The organism is Microbacterium sp. F2E (assembly GCF_020905435.1).
GTDB classification, from domain to species: Bacteria; Actinomycetota; Actinomycetes; order Actinomycetales; family Microbacteriaceae; genus Microbacterium; species Microbacterium lacticum.
Genome location: NZ_JAJJIB010000009.1, coordinates 99706 through 118415, shown reverse-complemented (window position 1 = coordinate 118415; position 18710 = coordinate 99706). Strand labels below are relative to the sequence as shown.

The window sequence follows — 18710 nt, the reverse complement described above, 5'->3', positions numbered from 1 at the left end:
TCCATTCTGTAGGAGTGCGCCGACATCAGATGACGTCGTGACTCGCGCCCGGCTTCAGACATCTCACCCGATCATGTAGACCATTCCCCGACCGTCCGCCGCGAGTGCCGTGACGAACTCTTTGGCGCGTTCGAGGAAGTCGCTCACATATCGGATCTCATCTTCCGGGTCCGCGCCGAACGGGCTTCGCCAGTCGACCGTCCAGGCCCGCACCCGAGACTCGTCGAACGCACAGAGGTCGTCGCGGATCGCTGGCACCTCCTCCGGCATGATCGTTCTGACCCACGGATCCCAGCCCATGCCCCGCATGGCGACGCGCCCTTCGAACATGCGGTAAGCCGGCCCCGCGCCGCGAGCATCCAACGTCGGATAAGTGAGCGACTGCAAAGCGGACCATGCCTTGTCGAGGTAGAGCATGTCACTCTTCGGCGACGTCTGCTCGTACGTGGTGACGCTCACGCTGGCGTGCGGCTCCATTCCCCACGCGTCCGCGAGCGGATCGCTCGACAGAATGCTGTGCGGGTCATCGATGGCCTGCTGAGTGAGTTCGGCGTCAAAGGCATATGCGTAGTAGCGGATTCCCATGCCGCCAAGCATCACGGTCCGGCCGTCGTCGCGATCACGCTCGGCGGCCAGCTGGGGACAACTCGCGTGAAACTCCCGCTGTGGAGGAGAAGATGAAGGAAGCGCTCCTCGGAGAGACAAAGGGATTCGCGCTCTAGTGTCGCGTTTCTGAAGTTGGTTGACGGTTCGCTTTCGCGAGGATCTCGTCGCTGGTCTTGGTCCAGACGAATGGGTGCTTTCGGTCGTTCCAGCCAGTGATGAACTGCCGGATCTTCGCGTTGAGGTCTTTCACCGAGGTGAAAATCCCGCGACGGATCGCTTGCCGGTCGATGATCCCGAACCACACCTCGACCAAGTTCAACCACGACCCGGACGTCGGCGTGAAATGAACGTGGAAGCGGGGTCGTTTCTCGAGCCAGGTCTTGACCTCTGGCGTTTTGTGGGTGGCGTAGTTGTCCATCACGAGGTGCAGGTCCCGTTCCGGGTAGGCGCGGTCGAGTTGCCGGAGGAACGAGAGGAACTCTTGCCGGCGATGCTTGGGTTTGACCGCTCCGGTGACGTGTCCGGTCGCGACGTCTAATGCAGCGAACAGTGTGGTCGTGCCGTGGCGCTTGTAATCATGCGTGCGCTTCTCGGTGTCCCCGATCCGCATCGGCAGCATGGGTGCGGTCCGGTCAAGGGCCTGGATCTGGGACTTCTCGTCCACGCAGAGCACGATCGCGTTCTCGGGCGGCGCGAGATACAAGCCGACAACGTCGGTGACCTTCCCGACGAGCTCCGGGTCGGTCGAGAACTTGAACGTCTCCGACTTCCATGGCTGCACCCCGTACTCCCGCCACGCCCTGGCCACCGTCGCGTTCCCAACCCCCAGGCGCTGCGCGAGCAGGCGCGAGGACCAATGTGTCACGCCGTACTTCTTCGGCGGGGCCGTCAAGGTCGCTGCCACGATCTCGGCATGATCGAGATGCTTCGGCCGGCCAGAGCGCGGCGCATCGGAGAGCCCCGCAATTCCGGCCTCGGCATACCGTTTCCGCCACTTCCACACCGAGGTCGTCGTGGTCCCAACCTCGGCCGCGATCCGCGAGTTCGCGACACCTTCCGAGGCGAGCAGCACGATCCGCGCTCGCATCGACAGGCCCGCACGAATACTCGTCGACCGAGCCCACGACACCAACTCAACACGATCCACGTCAGGGAGTAGCAGAGCCGCAGCAGGAGAATTCGCCATTCCACATTCTCCCAAACCCAAACCGTTTAGGAACTAACGACACGCAGCACTAGGTCCCGCGCTCACGCGGGCGAAACCATGCGCCGGACGAGAGCACAGTAAGCAGACTGCTCAGCGCTACCCGGCAGAGCTACGAGACTACTCAACGCCAGCCACTGTCATGTCTCGGGACATCGGTGACGGAACGGCATCAAAGACATCGGTCACACTTCCGGTTCTTTAGGTGGTGACACTTCTCGGGCATATCTGTGAGGGATGAGCCCGGTTCAGCCCGTCGATCCCCGTGTCCGTCTCGCTATCGCTCAGTGGCCACCCGATGCGGCGCGGGGCGCGGTGAGTACGTTCTGCGCCGAGTACTCCATCTCGCGGAAGACGTTCTACGCGATCCGCAAACGCGCGCTTGTGGAGGGGCAAGCGGCGGCGCTCTCGGCGCGCCACGCCCCAGACCCATCAAGCGGAAGCCGAACGATCCATCGCCACCGGCGCCGTCACCGAACGGGCGGGTGCGTGACGGGATCCGAGTCGCGACCGTCCACCCGAACGGTTCAATCAAGGCCCGTGGCTGCATCTTCAACATCAGCTACGCACTCCGCGGGACCGACGTGTTCGTGCTCTACGAAGCCGCCGGGATCATGGTCTTCGACGACCGCGGCACCCTCATCGTCGAGCACCACTGGCCCCCGCCGGGCCTCCGCTACATCGGCAACGGCCAACCCCGAGACCCAAGAAGAAACCGGGAGTGTCACCGATGTCCTGACACACGAACTGCGACCGATGTCCTGATGCAGAACTGTCACCCATGTCCTGAGACATCACAGACATCACACTCAACACCAACCACGTCGATGACGGGGCAGAAATGGCAGATTTCGTGGCAGAAGCGGAGTAAAAACGCCCCTGATCAGGGACTTTCAGAGCGGAGACGGAGGGATTTGAAATCGCGCCGTTGGTAATCGAGGTCAACTGAAACCGCGTGATCCTCCGGGTTCTGACCTCGCCGGCATCCGCGTCGATCAGGTCAGTTCGGTTCGATTCGTGGCAGAAACGTGGCGGGTGTTCGGCGCGAAATCACGTGGCTGCACCCGCTCTTCAGTCATGCGAACTGGAGACTACGCGGACGCAGCTTCGACGATCAGCTCGACGGCTTCGCTCATGCCGTATCGGTCGCGCAACGTGTCCAGGATCTCCTCGACGGTGAGCGTCGCGCCGTAGCGGCCAGACCGGCTCGCGATCTCGTGCACCGCGGCGAGCGCGAGCCGCGGGTTGAGCGCGACAGTGTTCTTCGCGAACTCCCTGGCGCTGAGCACCTGGTTGCCCGACGGAATCCGGTCGGCGGGGAAGTCCTTGAGATTCTCGGTGACGATCGCGCCGGCTCCCGCGATGACAGCCGTAGCGAGCACATGCTCGTCGTCGGGATCGGGCAGCCCGAAAGTACCCTCGAGCGGTTGCCACCCATCAACTTCTGCGTCGGCGAACTCTCGGCGCATCGCGGCAATGAGGGTCGCGGCGCGGCGGGCAGCCTCCGCTACAGGCATCCCACGCTTCACAAGCTTGGCTTCCTCGTGGAACTGGAGTTCGTCGAGAATCGCCGAACTCCATGTGGGTCGGTAGGTGCCCTCGATGGCGAGGGAAAGAAGGAAGTCGCGCTGCAGGCTCGGCCACAGCACTCTCGTGTCGAGAGTGGCCGTGAACATAGCGCAATCCTGTCAGGCGACGATCTCAGGCTCGGACGGCCCGCTTCGCTGCGACTGCCTTCCGGGCCGCTTTGAGGTCCTCGAGCGTCTGCTCGATGTTGTCTTCGTCGAGGGTGTCGCGCGTGGCGGCGAGCATGTCGTACTGGCGAGCGCGGCGTCGCTCCCGGTACGCGAGGAGATCCGCGAGGATGACGCGGCGGTGCGTGCCGGCCTTCTCGAACGGGATCTCACCTTCGTCGAGCAGCTTCACGACTGTCGGGCGGCTCACGTTCAGCAGATCCGCCGCCTGCTGGGTGGTGAGCCGTGTCGCCTGCGGCACGACGGACACCGCCAGCCCGCTCTGCATCGCGTCCACGATCTTGCGGAGCGCGAGGTAGACCTCTTCCGGAAGCTCCACCTGGTCTCCTGGGCGTGCGCCCGCGAGGAAGTACCGCGGTTCGGGAAGAGCTCGACCGGCGGCCTCGTGAGCGGTGAGGAAGTCCAGCACAGGAGCGAGCTGGTCGCCCCTACTAGGGAGGTACGTTTCTTCAATAACGGCATCGCGAGCCACGGGAATCCCCCAATACACGTGAACGCAGGAGATTGCGTTTGTTGCGATTAGAGTAGCACGCGCCGTCGACACAGTCGCAGGGAGGGCGACATCGCTCGACTTTTGCGTCGAGATCCTGATCAGGTGTTGCGCGTCAGCCATCTCCGCCTCAGGTCCTCGAGCGTGCGGACTCCGACCGCGTGGACACGCGCGGTGCCCGAGCGGGCGCAGTCCACCGCGACGAGCGCACGCGGCGCCACGTGACCGGTCGGCCAGGATTGATCGTCCGCTTTCAGCCGATAGATGACAAGGCGGCCATCGGCGTCGTCCACCAGACCGGCCTCATCGATGACGTCTTCAAAGCCGCCGCCACGAAGGTAACCGTGCGCCATGTCCGATCGCCCGACCAGATGCTCTCCCAGCGCCTCGAGCGCCGACCTGGGCGGATCGGTGTTGCTCCTCGGGGGTCCGGCACATTCCGGCCCCCTCACTCGCGCCTGCCTGCGCGTGCCACTTGAGAGAAGCGGCCGCCATCCGGGCAGATCGCGGATGAGGATCGCGCGGTGGCATCCTGGACGGATGTCTTTGGCTCGCGACATCCCGAACGTCCTCGCCTCGTTCCGCACGACCAGACGCGACATGTGGGACTGGGGAGCGGTGAACAGCTACGCGTTCGAAGCCGAACTCGGGGCGTCGCTGCTGGCGGACATGGCCGACGACTACGGCGCCGAGGGTGTGATCCCCGTCGTGCAGAAAGCGATCGCGAGCACCCTCCGGGTCCTCATGCGCTCAGACGACTCCGGCGGACTCATCCAACTCGTCATCCGGCAGCTACTGAACCTGCACGCCGAGCTGTGCACGCAGAGCCCGCCCGCCCCGGCGGCGCTGAGCGGGTGGATCCAGAAACAGCAATTCGGCGAACTCGGCGAGTACTTCTCGGTCGACGTCGTCGACTACGCGGACGCCCTCGGCGCCGCGGGCATCGCAAGGTTCGAAGCGCACCTCGACAAGCGGCGCCAGGCGCTGACCACACCCTTCGACGGGCGCCCAGACGCGGAGTTCACCCACGATGACGAGTGGCACGCCCGCCACGCCGTCCTCTACAACCTGCAACGCCTCGCCGTCCTGCACGGTGACGAGGAGGCGATCGTCCGCACTCACGGCGGAGACATGCCACGCGCACACCTGCACGCCGCCGCCGCCGAAGCACTCCGCGAGGCAGGACTGCCGGGCCGCGCGACCGTCATCGCACACGAGGGCATGACCCTCCCCGGCGGAGCGCACCAACAGCAGGAGTGCGGCGAGCTCTGGGCGGCGCTGGCCATCGAGACAGGTGCAGACGCCGCGGACGCGGCATCCGAGGTGTTCGAACGATGGCCCACAGCGAGCAACGCGGAAGCGTTGCAGGCAGCCTCAGGACAGAACTGGCCAGCGATCCGCGAGCACGCGATCGAGCGGATGCGCGAACGCCCCTGGGAGCTGATCGCGTACCTGACAGATGCCGACGACCTCGCGCGCGCATGGACCGAAGCGCTCCGAGCATCCGCGAACAGCAAGTCTCTCCACGCGTCGCAGTGGGACGACCTCGTCGGCCGATACAGCAAGATCGACCCCGTGGCCGTGCTCCCCGTCATGGCGCAGCTCATCGACGACCGCCTCATCGAGGCGAACACCCGCGCCTACCCCGGCGCCGTGCGAAGGATGACGAAACTACGCGCCGCGGCCCGCGCCGCCGGACGCCCCGAGATCGCCGACGACTACCTCGCTGACGTACGCCGCCGCAACGCCCGGCGCCCGTCCCTGATCAAGCGAATGGATGCCGCCGGACTCTGATCCATCAGACCCGTCGCGATTGCAACCGCTCGGAGGAGACGGAGGGATTTGCACTCTCCGGCTCGCGCTCACGCGGGAGAAACGGCGAGTCGAACGACCGCGCGGCGAGCAGAAAGCTACGTAAGCCCGCACATGATCGCCAGAATGCTCAACACCAACCACGACCGCAACGCGGCACAAATGGCAGATTTCGTGGCAGTATCGGAACGAAACAGACTCTGATCAGGCATTTTTAGAGCGGAGACGGAGGGATTTGAACCCTCGGTCCCCATAAGGGGACTCCACCTTAGCAGGGTGGTGCACTAGGCCTGACTATGCGACGTCTCCAGGCATCCGGTCGCGAAACAGCGCGGATGCACCCGGCAATCATAACCGGTTCGCGCGCTCGCGCCGAACCAACCCGGGCCGACCCGACTCAGCGCTCGGCCTGGGTGCAGGTGACCTGCGCGGCCGTCTGGCCCGTGATCGACGGGGGCAGAGCCACAGCGGTCTCCGTCGGCGCCGCCGGATCGGTGGCCGCGGCGTCCGGAGCGGCGGTGTCGGCCGGCGCGGGCGTCTCCGCGGTGGGAGGGGCGGTCGCCTCGCCGACGACTGCCGTGCCGTACCCGTCGCTCGTCGATCCGGTCAGTTGCAGCGGCTGGTTGGCCGCCAGCGCCGCGAACAGCACGTCGGCCGCCTCGGTGACCGGCTGCACGCGTGCGCCGCCCTCGCCGTACACCGTCGGGTACTGCACGAACACGATGTCCGAATAGGGGACGCTCCGCACGGCCATCGCGATCTGCACCATGCGCTGGGGGTTGGCCAGCGACTTGCTGAGCACGACCTGCCCCTCGGTGACCTGCTTCACGGCGGTGGTCGCGAGATTGAACAGTGTCGCGGGGTTGCTGAGCACCCCATCGGACTGCAGCTTGCGCACCATCGAGCTCATGAACTGCTGCTGGTTCGAGATACGCCCGAGGTCGGAGCCGTCGCCGATGCCGTGCCGGATCCGCAGGAACTGCAACGCCTCCACGCCCTGCAGCGTGTGCGTGCCCGCCGTCAGATTGAGCCCCGTGTGCGAATCGCTGATGTCGTCGGCGACGCAGACGTCGACGCCCCCGATGGCATCCGACATCTTGATGACGCCCGACCAGCGCGTCGCCGCGGCGTAGGTGATGTCGACGCCGGTGAGGTTCTCGATCGTCGCCACCGAGCACGACAGCCCGCCGTACATGTACGACACGTTCAGCATCTGCGCGCTCATCGCCGAGTACTCCGTGCCGTCCTCACCGGTGCACGCGGGGATCGGCACGATCATGTCGCGCGGGAACGAGACCACCGTGACGCGCCGGGGCGCGTCGCTGATGTGCACCAGCAGGGTCACGTCGTTGCGCTCGCCCTCGGTGTCGTCGTTCATGCACGCCGTGGACAGCGCCGCGTTCGCGCCCTCGCACGAGTCGGTGCCGACGATCAGCATGTTCACGCCGCCTTCGACCTCTCCGATCGCCGGCGGCAAGGTCGTGTCGTCGTCTCCGATCGACACGCCCGCGTCGCTCACGGCCTGCGCGGCATCCCACACGGTGTACGCGCCGATCGCGCTCACGCTCAGCACAGCGACCGCGACGATCGCCCCGAGCACGGTGAGGATCTGCAGGAACGGGTTCGGCGAGCGGAGCACGCCGTGCCGCGCGACAGGCTGGCGCCCTGAACGGTCGGTGCGTGCGCTCACGGGCGTCCTTTCAATGCACCGGAGCGGACTCTCGCCCTCTCCGTGAAGCGGAGGGTGTGGGATTCGAACCCACGGGACATTACTGCCCACTGGTTTTCAAGACCAGGTCCATCGGCCGCTCGGACAACCCTCCCGGCGAACGCACCCTGCGGCACGCCCGTCGAACCGGCGTCGAGTCTAGTCGAGACGACCCCTCATCTTCCCGCGTACGCCTGAGCGCGCCCTGAACGGAGCGCCAGCAAGCCCTCGGAGCCTGATCAGAGCGCGCCGAGGCCGCGGTGGATCACAATCAGAGGGCGCGGAGCACGTCGGCGACCCCGCCGGAGTGCACGGATGCCGTGGTCTCGCTCGCCTCGCGGCGCACCTCGTCGGGGCCCTGGCCCATCGCCACCGCCCGGCCGCCGTGCTCGCGCGCCCACCGGAACATCTCCACGTCGTTGCGTCCGTCGCCCATCACGAGCACGCGCTCGGGCTCGATGCCGAGCCACGTGCGCACCTTCTCGAGCGCCGTCGACTTGTCGACGCCCTGCGGCGCGATGTCGAGCCACGCCGACCAGCCCACGGCGTACGAGACCCCGCTCAACCCGATGCGGGAGACGAGATCGACGAAGTCGTCGTCGGTCTCGTCGGGAGAGACGACCACCACGCGGCACACCGGCTGCGCGGAGAGTTCGTCGAACGAGACCCGGCGGGCGCGGACGAGGTTCCAGTCATCCATGTATTCGGTGTACAGCCGCTCGCCGCCGGCCAGCTCGACGAGGTACTTCGCGTCGGGCAGGTGTTCGCGCAGCAGCGTCAGCACGGCGGTCGGGTCGAACGTCTCGACGTGGAAGCGCTCGTAGACGCTCTCCTCGCCGAGATCGCCGGGGGCCCGCTTCATGATGACGGCCCCGTTCGAGCACACCGCGTACTCCGGCGCGAGCTCGAGAACGTGCTGGATGCCTCGTGTGCCCTCCCACGACCGGCCGGTCGCCAGCATCACCTCGTGGCCGGCCCGGTGCGCGTGCGTGATCGCCTCGACCACGCCGGGACTGAGCGTCTCGTCCTCGAGCAGCACCGTGCCGTCGACGTCGAGCGCGATCAGCAGCCGCTCCGTGGGAACCACCGGGTTCTCGGCATCCTCGGCGATCTCCTCGACCAGCCGGGCCGCCTCGCGCGGAGGCACCACTTCGACCGACCCCGTCGCGGGCAGGTGCTCCTCCGACCCGGGCGCCGTCATGCGATCGGCTCCGCGACCTCGAGACCGCCGAGGTACGGCCGCAGCACCTCGGGGATCACGACCGACCCGTCGGCGCGCTGATGCGTCTCGAGGATCGCCACGATCCACCGCGTCGTCGCGAGCGTGCCGTTGAGGGTCGCGACGGGCGCCGGCTTGCCGGGACCCGCGCCCTCGGTCACCGGGCGGTAGCGCACGTCGAGGCGGCGGGCCTGATACGTGGTGCAGTTCGAGGTCGAGGTGAGCTCGCGATAGGCATCCTGCGTCGGCACCCACGCCTCGACGTCATACTTGCGCGCCGCCGACGAGCCCAGGTCGCCCGCAGCCACGTCGATCACGCGGTAGCTGAGCCCGAGATCCTGCAGCATCTGCTCCTGCAGGGCGACGAGGCGCAGGTGCTCCGCCTCGGCGTCCTCGGGCGTCGTGTAGACGAACATCTCGAGCTTGTTGAACTGGTGCACGCGGATGATGCCGCGGGTGTCCTTGCCGTAGGAGCCGGCCTCGCGGCGGTAGCAGGTCGACCAGCCGGCATAGCGCTTCGCGCCGGATGCCACGTCGATGATCTCGCCCATGTGGTAGCCGGCGAGGGGCACCTCGCTCGTGCCGACGAGGTAGAGGTCGTCGGCTTCGAGCTTGTAGACCTCGTCGGCGTGCTGGCCGAGGAAGCCCGTGCCGCGCATCACCTCGGGGCGCACGAGCGTCGGCGGGATCATCGGGATGAACCCGGCGTCGACGGCGCGCTGCAGCGCGAGCGACATGAGCGCGTACTCGAGGCGCGCGCCGATGCCGGTGAGGAAGTAGAAGCGCGAGCCCGACACCTTGGTGCCGCGCTCCATGTCGATCGCGCCGAGCTTCTCGCCGAGGGCGAGGTGGTCGAGCGGCTCGAAGTCGAACGTCGCCGGCTCGCCGTGGGTGCGGAGGGTGACGAAGTCCTCTTCGCCGCCGGCGGGCACCCCCTCGATGACGATGTTCTCGATGCGGGCGAGCGCCTCGTCGGCGGCGGCCTCGGCCTCGGTGACGGCCTGCTGCGCCTGCTTGACGCGGTCGCTCAGGTCTTTGGCCTGCGCGACGAGGGCGGGCTTGTCTTCCTTGGATGCCTGGGCGACGGTCTTGCCGTGCGCGTTCTGCTCGGCGCGCAACTGCTCGAACGCGGTGATCGCCGCGCGGCGGGTGCGGTCTGCGGCGAGCGCGTCGTCGACCGTGTCGGGCGACTCGCCCCGCGCCTCCTGCGAGCGCTTGACGAGGTCGGGGTTGTCGCGAAGCAGTGCCAGATCGATCACCCGTCGAGTCTAGTTCGGCGTGTTCGCCCCGTCGGGCCCGCTCGCGACAGGAGTGCCGGCGCCCGCGACCGGCGCCGCTGGGCCGGGGTTCACGAGCACATTGTCGGCGGTGGTCTTCTCGGCCTCGATGCGAAGGTCCCACGACGGCTTGCGCACCGCGACGAAGATGAGCGGCCGGGGGCGGCTATCGTGGGCGCATGGCGTCCCCTGATCCCTCCTCCGATCGTCGCGCGGCGCTCGTCTACAACCCGATCAAGGTCGAGGTCGACGAGCTGCGCGCCACGGTGACCGAGCACGCTGCCGCGGCGGGCTGGGATGAGCCGCTCTTCTACGAGACGACGGTCGACGATCTGGGCGACGGGGTGACGAAGGAGGCACTGGATGCCGGGGCATCCGCTGTGCTCGTCGCCGGCGGCGACGGCACCGTGCGGGCCGTGAGCCAGGCGATGGCGAACGTCCACGTACCGCTCACGATCGTGCCGAGCGGCACCGGAAACCTGCTCGCCCGCAACCTCGGCCTGCCGCTGACCGACCCTGCGGCGATGGTCGCCGCGGCCTTCGACGGGGACGTGCACGCGATCGATGTCGGATATGCCCGCCTGACGCGCCCGGACGGCGACCACGAGGAGCATGCGTTCGTCGTGATGGGCGGCATGGGCCTCGACGCCGCGATGATCGCCAACACGAGCGGCGACCTCAAGAAGAAGGTCGGCTGGGTCGCGTACGTCGACGGCGCCGCGCGCTCGCTCGTGAAGGCCAAGCCGTTCCCGATCATGTACCAGGTGCTCGGTCACCGCATGCATCGTGCGCAGGTGCAGAGCGTGCTGTTCGCGAACTGCGGGTCACTGCCCGCGGGGCTCGAGTTGATACCCGAGGCATCCGTGTCGGACGGCGACCTCGACATCGTGATCTTCCAGCCCAAGACCGCCCTCGGCTGGCTGGCCGTGTGGCGGAAGGTGGCGTGGGACAACAGCGTGCTGCGCCGGTTCCGCACCGGGCGGCGCATTCTGCGGCTGCGCACGAAGGACAACTCGGTGCGCTACGCGAAGGGCCCGGGCATCGAGCTGGCCGCCTCGGCGGCGCAGCCGGTGCAGCTCGACGGCGACGAGTTCGGCGAGGCCACCGCTGTGAGCGTGCGCGTCGAGGAGAGGGCGCTCCGCCTCGCCGTGCCGACCGGGCACACCTCGCCGAACCTCTGACGAGTCGGGCGCGGCGGGTCGGCTCGCGGCGGGTCTCTTCGAGCGCGCGTCAAGGGGGTGCGCCGGTGTGAGGCAGCCCGGCACGATGGATGCCATGGCCTCCCCCTCGCTCGTCTGGTTCCGCGACGACCTGCGCCTGGCCGACAACCCGGCGCTGCGCGCCGCCACCGACCGGGGCGAGCCGGTGGTCGCGGTCTTCGTGCTCGACGAGGTCTCCCCCGGCATCCGTCCGCTCGGCGGCGCCGCGCGCTGGTGGCTGCACCACTCGCTCGTCGAGCTCGGCGAGCGGCTGCGTGCGAAGGGGTCGGTGCTCGTGCTGCGCCGCGGCGCCGCGGCCGAGGTGGTCCCCGCCCTCGCCCGCGAGATCGGCGCGGGGGCGGTGTTCTGGAACCGGCGCTACGGCGGCCCGGAGCGCACCGTCGACGCCGCCATCAAGGAGGAGCTGCGCGCGGACGGGGTCGAGGTGGCGTCGTTCGCCGGCTCCCTGCTGTACGAGCCGTGGACCGTGCGCACCGGCGCCGGCACCCCGTACGGGGTCTTCACCCCGTTCTGGAACGCGTGCCGGCAGCTGCCCGCGCCGCGCGCTCCCCTGCCCGAGCCGCGCACGCTGACCGGCCCGGCGTCAGCCCCGACATCCGACGACCTCGCCGATTGGGAGCTGCTGCCGACCCGGCCGGATTGGGCCGCGGGCCTGCGGGAGCGGTGGACGCCGGGCGAAGTCGGCGCGCGAGCGCGGCTGCGGGAGTTCTTGGGTGAGGATGCCGCCGATTATGACCGCGCGCGCGACGAACCGGCCGCGGGGGCGACCTCGTTGCTCTCACCGCGGCTGCGGTGGGGCGAGCTGAGTCCGTTCCAGGTAGGGCACGCGGCGGTGGGGTCGGGCGAGCCCGTCGGCGGGTTCCTCACCGAGCTCGGCTGGCGGGAGTTCGCGTGGCACACGCTGTTCCACTTCCCGGACCTCGCGACGAAGAACCTCCGCTCCGCGTTCGACGCGTTCCCGTGGCCGCCGCTCCGGCCGACGCACCTGCGGGCGTGGCAGCGCAGCGAGACCGGCATCGCTCTGGTCGACGCCGGGATGCGGGAGCTGTGGGCCACGGGGTTCATGCACAACCGGGTGCGGATGGTCGTGGCATCCTTCCTCGTCAAGAACCTGCTCATCGACTGGCGACGCGGCGAGGAGTGGTTCTGGGACACCCTCGTCGACGCCGACGCCGCCAACAACCCCTTCAACTGGCAGTGGGTCGCCGGATCGGGCGCCGACGCGGCGCCCTACTTCCGCATCTTCAACCCCGAGCTGCAGGCGAAGAAGTTCGACGCGGATGGCCGATACGTCAGAGAGTGGGCGCCGGAATCGGCGGCCCGCGAGCCGATCGTCGACCTCGTCGCATCCCGAAAGGCCGCCCTCGCCGCCTACGAGGCGGTCAAGCGCGCGGGGTGAGAGGGGCGATGCGGTCCCCGCGAGCGGCGGCCGTCAGCCGTGGTGACCCACGGTGAGCCAGGCTCGCTGTGACGTATGCAGGATCGCCGGCCGCGGCGGCACCGGCCCACCCCGGAATTCCGCGGGTCGGCGCACGGCGCGGGCGCGGATCTCCTGCATACGTCACGGCGTCAGCCCTTGACGGCGCCGCCCGAGTCGCTTCGACATGCACGACACCGTACGCAAGATCTTGCAGAACGGCGCAAATGCTTGCGGGAATACCGGCGTGGCGCCGGCGGTTGGGCCTCATGATGACCCCTGCACTCTCCGTCCTCGATCTCGTCCCCGTCCGCACCGGCCAGACCAGTGCGCAGGCCGTGGCCGCCTCGCTCGATCTCGCCGCCCGCGCCGACGCGCTCGGCTACCGCCGGTACTGGTTCGCCGAGCACCACAACATGCCCGCGGTCGCCTCGACCTCGCCGCCGGTGCTCGTGGCCGCGGCCGCGGCGCGCACGACGCGTCTGAAGGTCGGATCGGGCGGCGTCATGCTGCCCAACCACGCGCCGCTCGTGGTCGCCGAGCAGTTCGCGGCGCTCGAGGCGATCGCGCCGGGACGGATCGACCTCGGCATCGGGCGCGCCCCGGGCAGCGACCCCGTGATCACGCAGCTGCTGCGCATGTCGGGGACGACGAGCGACGTCGACCGGTTCCCCGACCACATCCGTGACATCCTGGCCCTCACCTCGGCCGAAGGCGCCGGCTACCGGCTCACCGGCCGCCCCGACGGCGACGACCGGTACAGCGTGCACGCGACCCCGGCGGCGACCGGCGCACCCGAGGTCTGGCTGCTCGGGTCATCCGACTACTCCGCCCAGCTCGCCGCCGCCTTCGGCCTGCCGTACGTGTTCGCGAACCACTTCTCGGGCGAGGGACTCGAGCGGGCCCTCGACCTGTACCGGCAGAACTTCCAGCCGTCCGAGCACCTCGACGCTCCCCGCACCTTCCTCACCGCGAACGCGGTCGTCGCCGACACGGCGGCCGAGGCCGAAGAGCGCATGCTGCCGCAGGCGCGCATGATGGCGCGGCTGCGCGGCGGACGCCCGCTCGTCGCGCTCGAGACGGTCGAAGAGGCCGCCCGCGCCGAGGCATCCGACCACCTCGCCGCGCCCCTCATCGAGGCCCTCCGCCGCCGCTGGTTCGTGGGCGCGGGCGACGAGGCGCGCACCGCCGTCACCGCCTTCGCCACCGCGCACGGCGTCGACGAGGTCATGATCTCGCCCGTCGCGGGCGCCTACGACGCCGAGCCGATGGATGCCCCCGCCGGCCGCGCGCGCACGCTCGAGCTGCTCGCCGGCTGAGCCGGGCCGGGCCGGGCCGGGCTAGGCGTCGGGGGCGCCGGAGATGAGGCCGCGCAACCAGTCGCGGGCCTCGATGAAGACGTCGTCGGAGTAGCGCTCCGGGTAGTGCACGATCGCCCGGTCGGCGCGCGGGTACGAGCCGAGGAAGATGACCTTCGGGCTGAACCGGCGGAGCCCCAGCAGCGCGTCGGCCATGCGCTCGTCGTGGATGTGGCCGTCGGCGTCGATCACGAACCGGTACCGGCCGAGCGCGTCGCCGATCGGACGCGAGGCGAGCAGCGACAGATTGATCCCGCGCGTCGCGAACTGCTCGAGCAGCTCGAGCAGGGCGCCGGGATACTCCTCGGGGAGCTCGACGATCAGCGAGGTCTTGTCGGCTCCGGTCGGCGCGGGCGCCGCGACCGTGCGGCTCACCAGCACGAACCGCGTGACGGCGTTCGGGTTGTCGCCGATGCCGTCCGCGAGCAGTTCGAGGTCGTAGTGCTCGAGGATGCCCGGAGGCGCGATCGCGGCGTCGGCGTCGCTCACGCCGTCGACGATCCCGACCGCCGAGGCGACGTTCGAGGCGGCGGGCAGATGCGCGTGCTCGGGCAGGTGCTCACCGAGCCAGCGGAGGCACTGCGCGTAGGCGACGGGATGCGCGGCGACGAGCTGCACGTCGCTGAGGCGCACCCCCGGACGCGCGACGAGCACGAAGTTCACCGGGACGAGGTACTCCCCCACGATCCGCAGCCCCGGCATGGTCGCCAGCGCGTCCTGCGCGGTCGACACCCCGCCGTCGACCGAGTTCTCGATCGCGATCATCGCGGCATCCGAGCGCCCCTCGACGACGTCGGCGAGAGCCTCGCCGACGTTGCGCACCGGGCGCCAGATCTGGTCGCGCGCCTCAGGCACCTGCGCGAGCGCGGCCTCGGTGAAGGTCCCCGCCGGTCCCAGGTAGCTGTACGTGCGACGCGTGGGCGTGGATGCCACGGTGTCGGCCGCGACGGAACGGACAGCGGAGCCCTCGAGCGTCTCGTCGGGCGCGGATGTCTCGTCGGGCGCGGGGGTCACGCCGACAGCCTAGTTGCGCTGGGCACCGCGCGGGCCCGGCTGCCGGCTCGCCGCCCCGCGCCCCGTACCCTGGAGCACATGACCCGCCGCACGATCACCCCCGCCGTGACCGCCGTCTTCGCCGCCGCCCTCGCGCTGAGCCTGAGCGCCTGCGTGCCCGAGGGCGCGCAGCCGAGCCCGAGCGCGAGCACCGGATCAGCCTCGGCGACGCCGTCGGCCTCGGCCTCGGCATCCACCGCCCCCTCCGCCAGCGCGAGCCCGAGCGCCGACGCGAGCGCGTGCCTGGCCGGCGACTGGACGATGGACCAGGGTGCGCTGGAGTCGTACTACTCCGACGTGAACGCGCTGCTCGACGGGGCCGGCATCGCCTTCACCCCCGAAGGCTCGGCCGCGCTGACGCTGACCCCGGAGGGCACGTTCGCATGGACCCCCGACGTCCAGGTCAACGCGGAGGTGGCGGGCACGACGATCGTGATCTCAGTCGGCGGCACCGCGAACGGCACCTACACCGCCACCGGCGACCGCATCACGGCGACCTCGCCGGTGTCCGACGGGCTCGTCGTGTCCGCGAGCATCGACGGTGCCGAGACCGATCCGGGCGAGGTCGCCCAGCAGGTCGCGGGTGCCCCGCTCACCGACGCCTCGTACACCTGCGCGGGAGACACCCTCACGCTGGGGTCGTCGATCGCCGGCGGCACGGCGACCGCCGTCCTGCACCGCGGCTGAGCGCGGGACGCGGCGCGCCCGCGGGTCCCGACGTGGCGCGACGCAGGCCGTCGCGTGACGCGCCCGCGCGAGATGCGCGCGGCAGTGCCAGACTGAACCCATGAGCCGCGCAGGACAGCCAGCCGAAGCATCCGATCTCATCGACATCGACGAACTGATCGCCGCGTACTACGACCGAAAGCCGGATGCCTCGGTGCCCGAGCAGCGGGTCGTCTTCGGCACGAGCGGTCACCGCGGTTCGTCGCTGTCGACGAGCTTCAACGAGGACCACATCCTCGCAACCACGCAGGCGATCGTCGACTACCGCACGGCGCAGGGCATCGCCGGGCCGCTGTTCCTCGGCCGCGACACGCACGCACTCTCGCGCCCCGCCGAGCGCAGCGCGATCGAGGTGCTCGTCGCGAACGGGGTCGACGTGCGCGTCGATTCGCGGGATTCCTGGGTGCCGACGCCGGCGCTCAGCCACGCGATCCTCACCTACAACCGCGGTCGTGACGCGGGCGACGCCGGTCGCGCCGACGGCATCGTCGTGACCCCGAGCCACAACCCGCCGCGGGACGGCGGCTTCAAGTACAACCCGCCGCACGGCGGCCCCGCCGACACCGACGCGACGGGATGGATCGCCGACCGGGCCAACGCCCTCATCGCCGCCGGACTCGACGGGGTGAAGCGCACCCGCTTCGCCGACATCGACACCGCGGCGCTCGGCAGCTACGACTTCCGCGAGGGCTACGTCGCCGACCTCGAGAACATCATCGACGTCGCCGCGATCAAGAACGCGGGCATCCGCATCGGCGCCGACCCGCTCGGCGGGGCATCCGTCGAGTACTGGGCGCTGATCGGCGAGCGTTATGGGCTCGACCTCACGGTCGTGAACCCCGAGGTCGACCCGACGTGGCGGTTCATGACTCTCGACTGGGACGAGAAGATCCGCATGGATCCCTCGTCGCCCTCGGCCATGGCATCCCTCGTCGCGCGGCGCCACGAGTACGACATCCTCACCGGCAACGACGCCGACGCCGACCGGCACGGCATCGTGACGCCCGACGCGGGGCTGATGAACCCGAACCACTACCTCGCCGTCGCGATCGACTACCTCTACGCGAACCGCCCCGGCTGGCCCGCGGAGGCCGCCGTCGGCAAGACGGTCGTCTCGTCGATGATCATCGACCGGGTCGTCGCCGCGCTCGGTCGGCAGCTGTACGAGGTGCCGGTCGGGTTCAAGTGGTTCGTGCCGGGGCTGCTCGACGGGTCTATCGCCTTCGGCGGCGAGGAGTCGGCCGGAGCCTCGTTCCTGCGGTTCGACGGCACCGTGTGGACGACCGACAAGGATGGCATCCTGCTGTGCCTGCTCGCGTCGGAGATCCTCGCGGTCACGGGCAAGACGCCGTCGCAGCGCTACGCGGAGCTCGAGGCCGAGTTCGGGTCGTCGGCGTACCAGCGCGTGGACGCGCCGGCCACGCCCGCGCAGAAGGCGGCGCTCGCGAAGCTGTCGCCGGATGCCGTGACGGCGACGGAGCTGGCCGGCGAGCCGATCACGGCGAAGCTGTCGCACGCGCCCGGCAACGGCGCGCCGATCGGCGGGCTGAAGGTGCAGACCGAGCACGCGTGGTTCGCCGCGCGGCCCTCGGGCACGGAGGACGTGTACAAGCTGTACGCCGAGTCGCTGCGCGGCCCCGAGCACCTGCGCGAGGTGCTGTCCGAGGCCCGCGCCGTCGTGTCGGAGGCCCTCGGCGGGGCGTAGGGCGCGCCGCGCGCTGCGCCGCGCCTCATCGTCGAGAAACCATCCATAGCCCGAGAAACCACGCGCGACGTGGTTTCTCGACGCGGGGATGGTTTCTCGTGCGGCGTAGGCGTCGCGCGCTTGGCGAGGAGTGACCGTGCACATCGGGCAGGATGGATGGCATGACGACGTGGTTGGTCACCGGAGGAGCCGGATACATCGGAGCGCACGTGGTGCGCGCACTGCAGGCGGCGGGCATCGCGCCCGTCGTGGTCGACGATCTGTCGAGCGGGCATGCCGCGTTCGTCCCGGACGGGGTTCCGTTCGTGCAGGGCACGATCCTCGACCGCGACCTGCTGGTCGCCACGATGCGCGAGCACGCGGTGACGGGGGTCATCCACGTCGCCGGGTTCAAGTACGCCGGCGTCTCGGTGCAGCGTCCGCTGCACACTTACGAGCAGAACGTCGAGGGCACGCGCATCGTGCTCGCCGCGATGGCGGATGCCGGTGTGCACAACATCGTCTTCTCCTCGAGCGCCGCGGTGTTCGGCACCCCGGCCGTGCCGCTCGTCGTCGAAGAGCTGCCCAAGCGCCCGACCTCGCCCTACGGCGAGTCGAAGCTCATCGGCGAGTGGCTGCTGCGCGATCAGGGGGTGGCGACAGCCTCCTCCGGCGCGCCCCTCCGGCACACGTCGCTGCGCTACTTCAACGTCGTCGGCTCCGCCGACCCGACCGTCTACGACACGAGCCCGCACAACCTCTTCCCGATCGTCTTCGAGAAGCTCCTCGCCGGCGAGACCCCGCAGATCAACGGCGACGACTACGACACCCCCGACGGCACGAACGTGCGCGACTACGTCCACGTCGGCGACATCGCCGCGGCCCACGTCGTCGCCGCGCAGCGACTGGAATCCGGCGCCCCGATCGAGCCCGCCTACAACCTCGGCTCGCAGAACGGGCTCAGCGTGAAGGAGATCATGGATGCCATGGCCCGGGTCACCGGCATCCCCTTCACCGCGGCGATCGGCCCGCGCCGACCCGGCGACCCCGACCGCATCGTCGCGACCGGTGAGCTCGCCGCACGCGACCTCGACTGGCAGAACCGCTACACCGTCGACGAGATGGTCCGGACGGGCTGGGAGGCCCGCCGCGCCGCGCAGGTCTGAGCGCTCCGCCGCGGCG

17 protein-coding genes, 2 tRNA genes and 1 pseudogene are annotated in these 18710 nt (G+C 69.5%); 8 read left to right on the top strand and 12 right to left on the bottom strand.

Annotation, left to right across the window (positions count from 1 at the left end; genetic code table 11):
• Positions 1-63: 63 nt before the first annotated feature.
• Positions 64-585 (bottom strand): DUF1877 family protein, encoded by a 522-nt coding sequence (locus LOK55_RS08900; protein ID WP_229935087.1) that lies wholly within the window; start codon positions 583-585, stop codon positions 64-66.
• 133 nt (positions 586-718) lie between these two features.
• Complete coding sequence (locus LOK55_RS08895; protein WP_183623125.1) at positions 719-1792, bottom strand: IS630 family transposase; 1074 nt, start codon at positions 1790-1792, stop codon at positions 719-721.
• A gap of 255 nt (positions 1793-2047) precedes the next feature.
• Between LOK55_RS08895 and LOK55_RS08890 the strand changes: the two are divergent.
• Positions 2048-2227, top strand: a pseudogene (locus tag LOK55_RS08890) (IS481 family transposase); the annotation flags it as partial.
• Between the two features lie 674 nt (positions 2228-2901).
• On the opposite strand, the gene LOK55_RS08885 reads toward LOK55_RS08890, so the two are convergent.
• The 3 genes from LOK55_RS08885 to LOK55_RS08875 all read right to left on the bottom strand — a co-directional run bounded on the left by LOK55_RS08885 (position 2902) and on the right by LOK55_RS08875 (position 4407).
• Positions 2902-3459: a PIN domain-containing protein gene (locus LOK55_RS08885; RefSeq protein ID WP_229935086.1), complete on the bottom strand. Its 558-nt coding sequence runs from the start codon at positions 3457-3459 to the stop codon at positions 2902-2904.
• Positions 3460-3511: 52 nt separating this feature from the next.
• A complete protein-coding gene (locus tag LOK55_RS14265) occupies positions 3512-4036 on the bottom strand; it encodes a helix-turn-helix domain-containing protein (protein WP_229935085.1) in 525 nt (174 codons plus the stop codon).
• Positions 4037-4155: 119 nt separating this feature from the next.
• The gene (locus LOK55_RS08875; RefSeq protein WP_229935084.1) at positions 4156-4407 is read right to left on the bottom strand and encodes a hypothetical protein; all 252 of its coding nucleotides are present in this window, start codon (positions 4405-4407) and stop codon (positions 4156-4158) included.
• Between the two features lie 187 nt (positions 4408-4594).
• Here LOK55_RS08875 and LOK55_RS08870 point away from each other — a divergent pair, with 187 nt between their 5' ends.
• Entirely contained in the window at positions 4595-5848 is a 1254-nt protein-coding gene (locus LOK55_RS08870) for a hypothetical protein (RefSeq protein ID WP_036288955.1), read from the top strand.
• 238 nt (positions 5849-6086) lie between these two features.
• Here the strand turns inward: LOK55_RS08870 and LOK55_RS08865 are convergent.
• The 6 genes from LOK55_RS08865 to LOK55_RS08840 all read right to left on the bottom strand — a co-directional run bounded on the left by LOK55_RS08865 (position 6087) and on the right by LOK55_RS08840 (position 10208).
• Positions 6087-6175, bottom strand: a tRNA-Ser gene (locus LOK55_RS08865).
• Positions 6176-6263: 88 nt separating this feature from the next.
• Complete coding sequence (locus LOK55_RS08860) at positions 6264-7556, bottom strand: LCP family protein (protein ID WP_229935083.1); 1293 nt, start codon at positions 7554-7556, stop codon at positions 6264-6266.
• Between the two features lie 48 nt (positions 7557-7604).
• A tRNA-Ser gene (locus LOK55_RS08855) sits at positions 7605-7689 on the bottom strand.
• A gap of 156 nt (positions 7690-7845) precedes the next feature.
• Entirely contained in the window at positions 7846-8775 is a 930-nt protein-coding gene (locus LOK55_RS08850) for an HAD family hydrolase (protein WP_141381309.1), read from the bottom strand.
• Positions 8772-10052, bottom strand: a complete 1281-nt coding sequence (gene serS, locus LOK55_RS08845; protein WP_141381310.1) for a serine--tRNA ligase — start codon at positions 10050-10052, stop codon at positions 8772-8774. Before serS ends, LOK55_RS08850 begins: the two co-directional genes overlap by 4 nt.
• Positions 10053-10061: 9 nt before the next feature.
• The gene (locus tag LOK55_RS08840) at positions 10062-10208 is read right to left on the bottom strand and encodes a hypothetical protein (protein ID WP_229935082.1); all 147 of its coding nucleotides are present in this window, start codon (positions 10206-10208) and stop codon (positions 10062-10064) included.
• A 41-nt stretch (positions 10209-10249) separates the two neighbouring features.
• Here LOK55_RS08840 and LOK55_RS08835 point away from each other — a divergent pair, with 41 nt between their 5' ends.
• The 3 genes from LOK55_RS08835 to LOK55_RS08825 all read left to right on the top strand — a co-directional run bounded on the left by LOK55_RS08835 (position 10250) and on the right by LOK55_RS08825 (position 14026).
• Positions 10250-11251: a diacylglycerol kinase family protein gene (locus tag LOK55_RS08835; RefSeq protein WP_229935081.1), complete on the top strand. Its 1002-nt coding sequence runs from the start codon at positions 10250-10252 to the stop codon at positions 11249-11251.
• A 94-nt stretch (positions 11252-11345) separates the two neighbouring features.
• Complete coding sequence (locus tag LOK55_RS08830; RefSeq protein ID WP_229935080.1) at positions 11346-12689, top strand: deoxyribodipyrimidine photo-lyase; 1344 nt, start codon at positions 11346-11348, stop codon at positions 12687-12689.
• 287 nt (positions 12690-12976) lie between these two features.
• On the top strand, positions 12977-14026 hold the full coding sequence (locus tag LOK55_RS08825; protein WP_229935079.1) for an LLM class flavin-dependent oxidoreductase: 1050 nt from the start codon (positions 12977-12979) through the stop codon (positions 14024-14026).
• A gap of 21 nt (positions 14027-14047) precedes the next feature.
• Here the strand turns inward: LOK55_RS08825 and pheA are convergent, their stop codons facing one another.
• Positions 14048-14998, bottom strand: coding sequence for a prephenate dehydratase (gene pheA, locus LOK55_RS08820; RefSeq protein WP_196324369.1), 951 nt, complete (start codon positions 14996-14998; stop codon positions 14048-14050).
• 159 nt (positions 14999-15157) lie between these two features.
• Here pheA and LOK55_RS08815 point away from each other — a divergent pair, with 159 nt between their 5' ends.
• From LOK55_RS08815 to galE, 3 genes are all read left to right on the top strand, one after another.
• Positions 15158-15805, top strand: coding sequence for a hypothetical protein (locus LOK55_RS08815; RefSeq protein WP_229935078.1), 648 nt, complete (start codon positions 15158-15160; stop codon positions 15803-15805).
• A 100-nt stretch (positions 15806-15905) separates the two neighbouring features.
• Positions 15906-17549 (top strand): phosphoglucomutase (alpha-D-glucose-1,6-bisphosphate-dependent), encoded by a 1644-nt coding sequence (pgm, locus tag LOK55_RS08810; RefSeq protein WP_229935077.1) that lies wholly within the window; start codon positions 15906-15908, stop codon positions 17547-17549.
• A 161-nt stretch (positions 17550-17710) separates the two neighbouring features.
• Complete coding sequence (gene galE / locus LOK55_RS08805; RefSeq protein ID WP_374107641.1) at positions 17711-18694, top strand: UDP-glucose 4-epimerase GalE; 984 nt, start codon at positions 17711-17713, stop codon at positions 18692-18694.
• The last annotated feature ends 16 nt before the right edge of the window (positions 18695-18710 follow it).

Excerpts from the sequence above, each read along its gene's own strand:
- LOK55_RS08900 (WP_229935087.1), bottom strand. The coding sequence starts at position 585 with ATGGGAATCCGCTACTACGCATATGCCTTTGACGCCGAACTCACTCAG.
- LOK55_RS08895 (WP_183623125.1), bottom strand. The coding sequence starts at position 1,792 with ATGGCGAATTCTCCTGCTGCGGCTCTGCTACTCCCTGACGTGGATCGT.
- LOK55_RS08875 (WP_229935084.1), bottom strand. The coding sequence starts at position 4,407 with ATGGCGCACGGTTACCTTCGTGGCGGCGGCTTTGAAGACGTCATCGAT.
- LOK55_RS08870 (WP_036288955.1), top strand. The coding sequence starts at position 4,595 with ATGTCTTTGGCTCGCGACATCCCGAACGTCCTCGCCTCGTTCCGCACG.
- LOK55_RS08850 (WP_141381309.1), bottom strand. The coding sequence starts at position 8,775 with ATGACGGCGCCCGGGTCGGAGGAGCACCTGCCCGCGACGGGGTCGGTC.
- LOK55_RS08835 (WP_229935081.1), top strand. The coding sequence starts at position 10,250 with ATGGCGTCCCCTGATCCCTCCTCCGATCGTCGCGCGGCGCTCGTCTAC.
- LOK55_RS08830 (WP_229935080.1), top strand. The coding sequence starts at position 11,346 with ATGGCCTCCCCCTCGCTCGTCTGGTTCCGCGACGACCTGCGCCTGGCC.
- LOK55_RS08825 (WP_229935079.1), top strand. The coding sequence starts at position 12,977 with ATGATGACCCCTGCACTCTCCGTCCTCGATCTCGTCCCCGTCCGCACC.
- LOK55_RS08815 (WP_229935078.1), top strand. The coding sequence starts at position 15,158 with ATGACCCGCCGCACGATCACCCCCGCCGTGACCGCCGTCTTCGCCGCC.
- pgm (WP_229935077.1), top strand. The coding sequence starts at position 15,906 with ATGAGCCGCGCAGGACAGCCAGCCGAAGCATCCGATCTCATCGACATC.
- galE (WP_374107641.1), top strand. The coding sequence starts at position 17,711 with ATGACGACGTGGTTGGTCACCGGAGGAGCCGGATACATCGGAGCGCAC.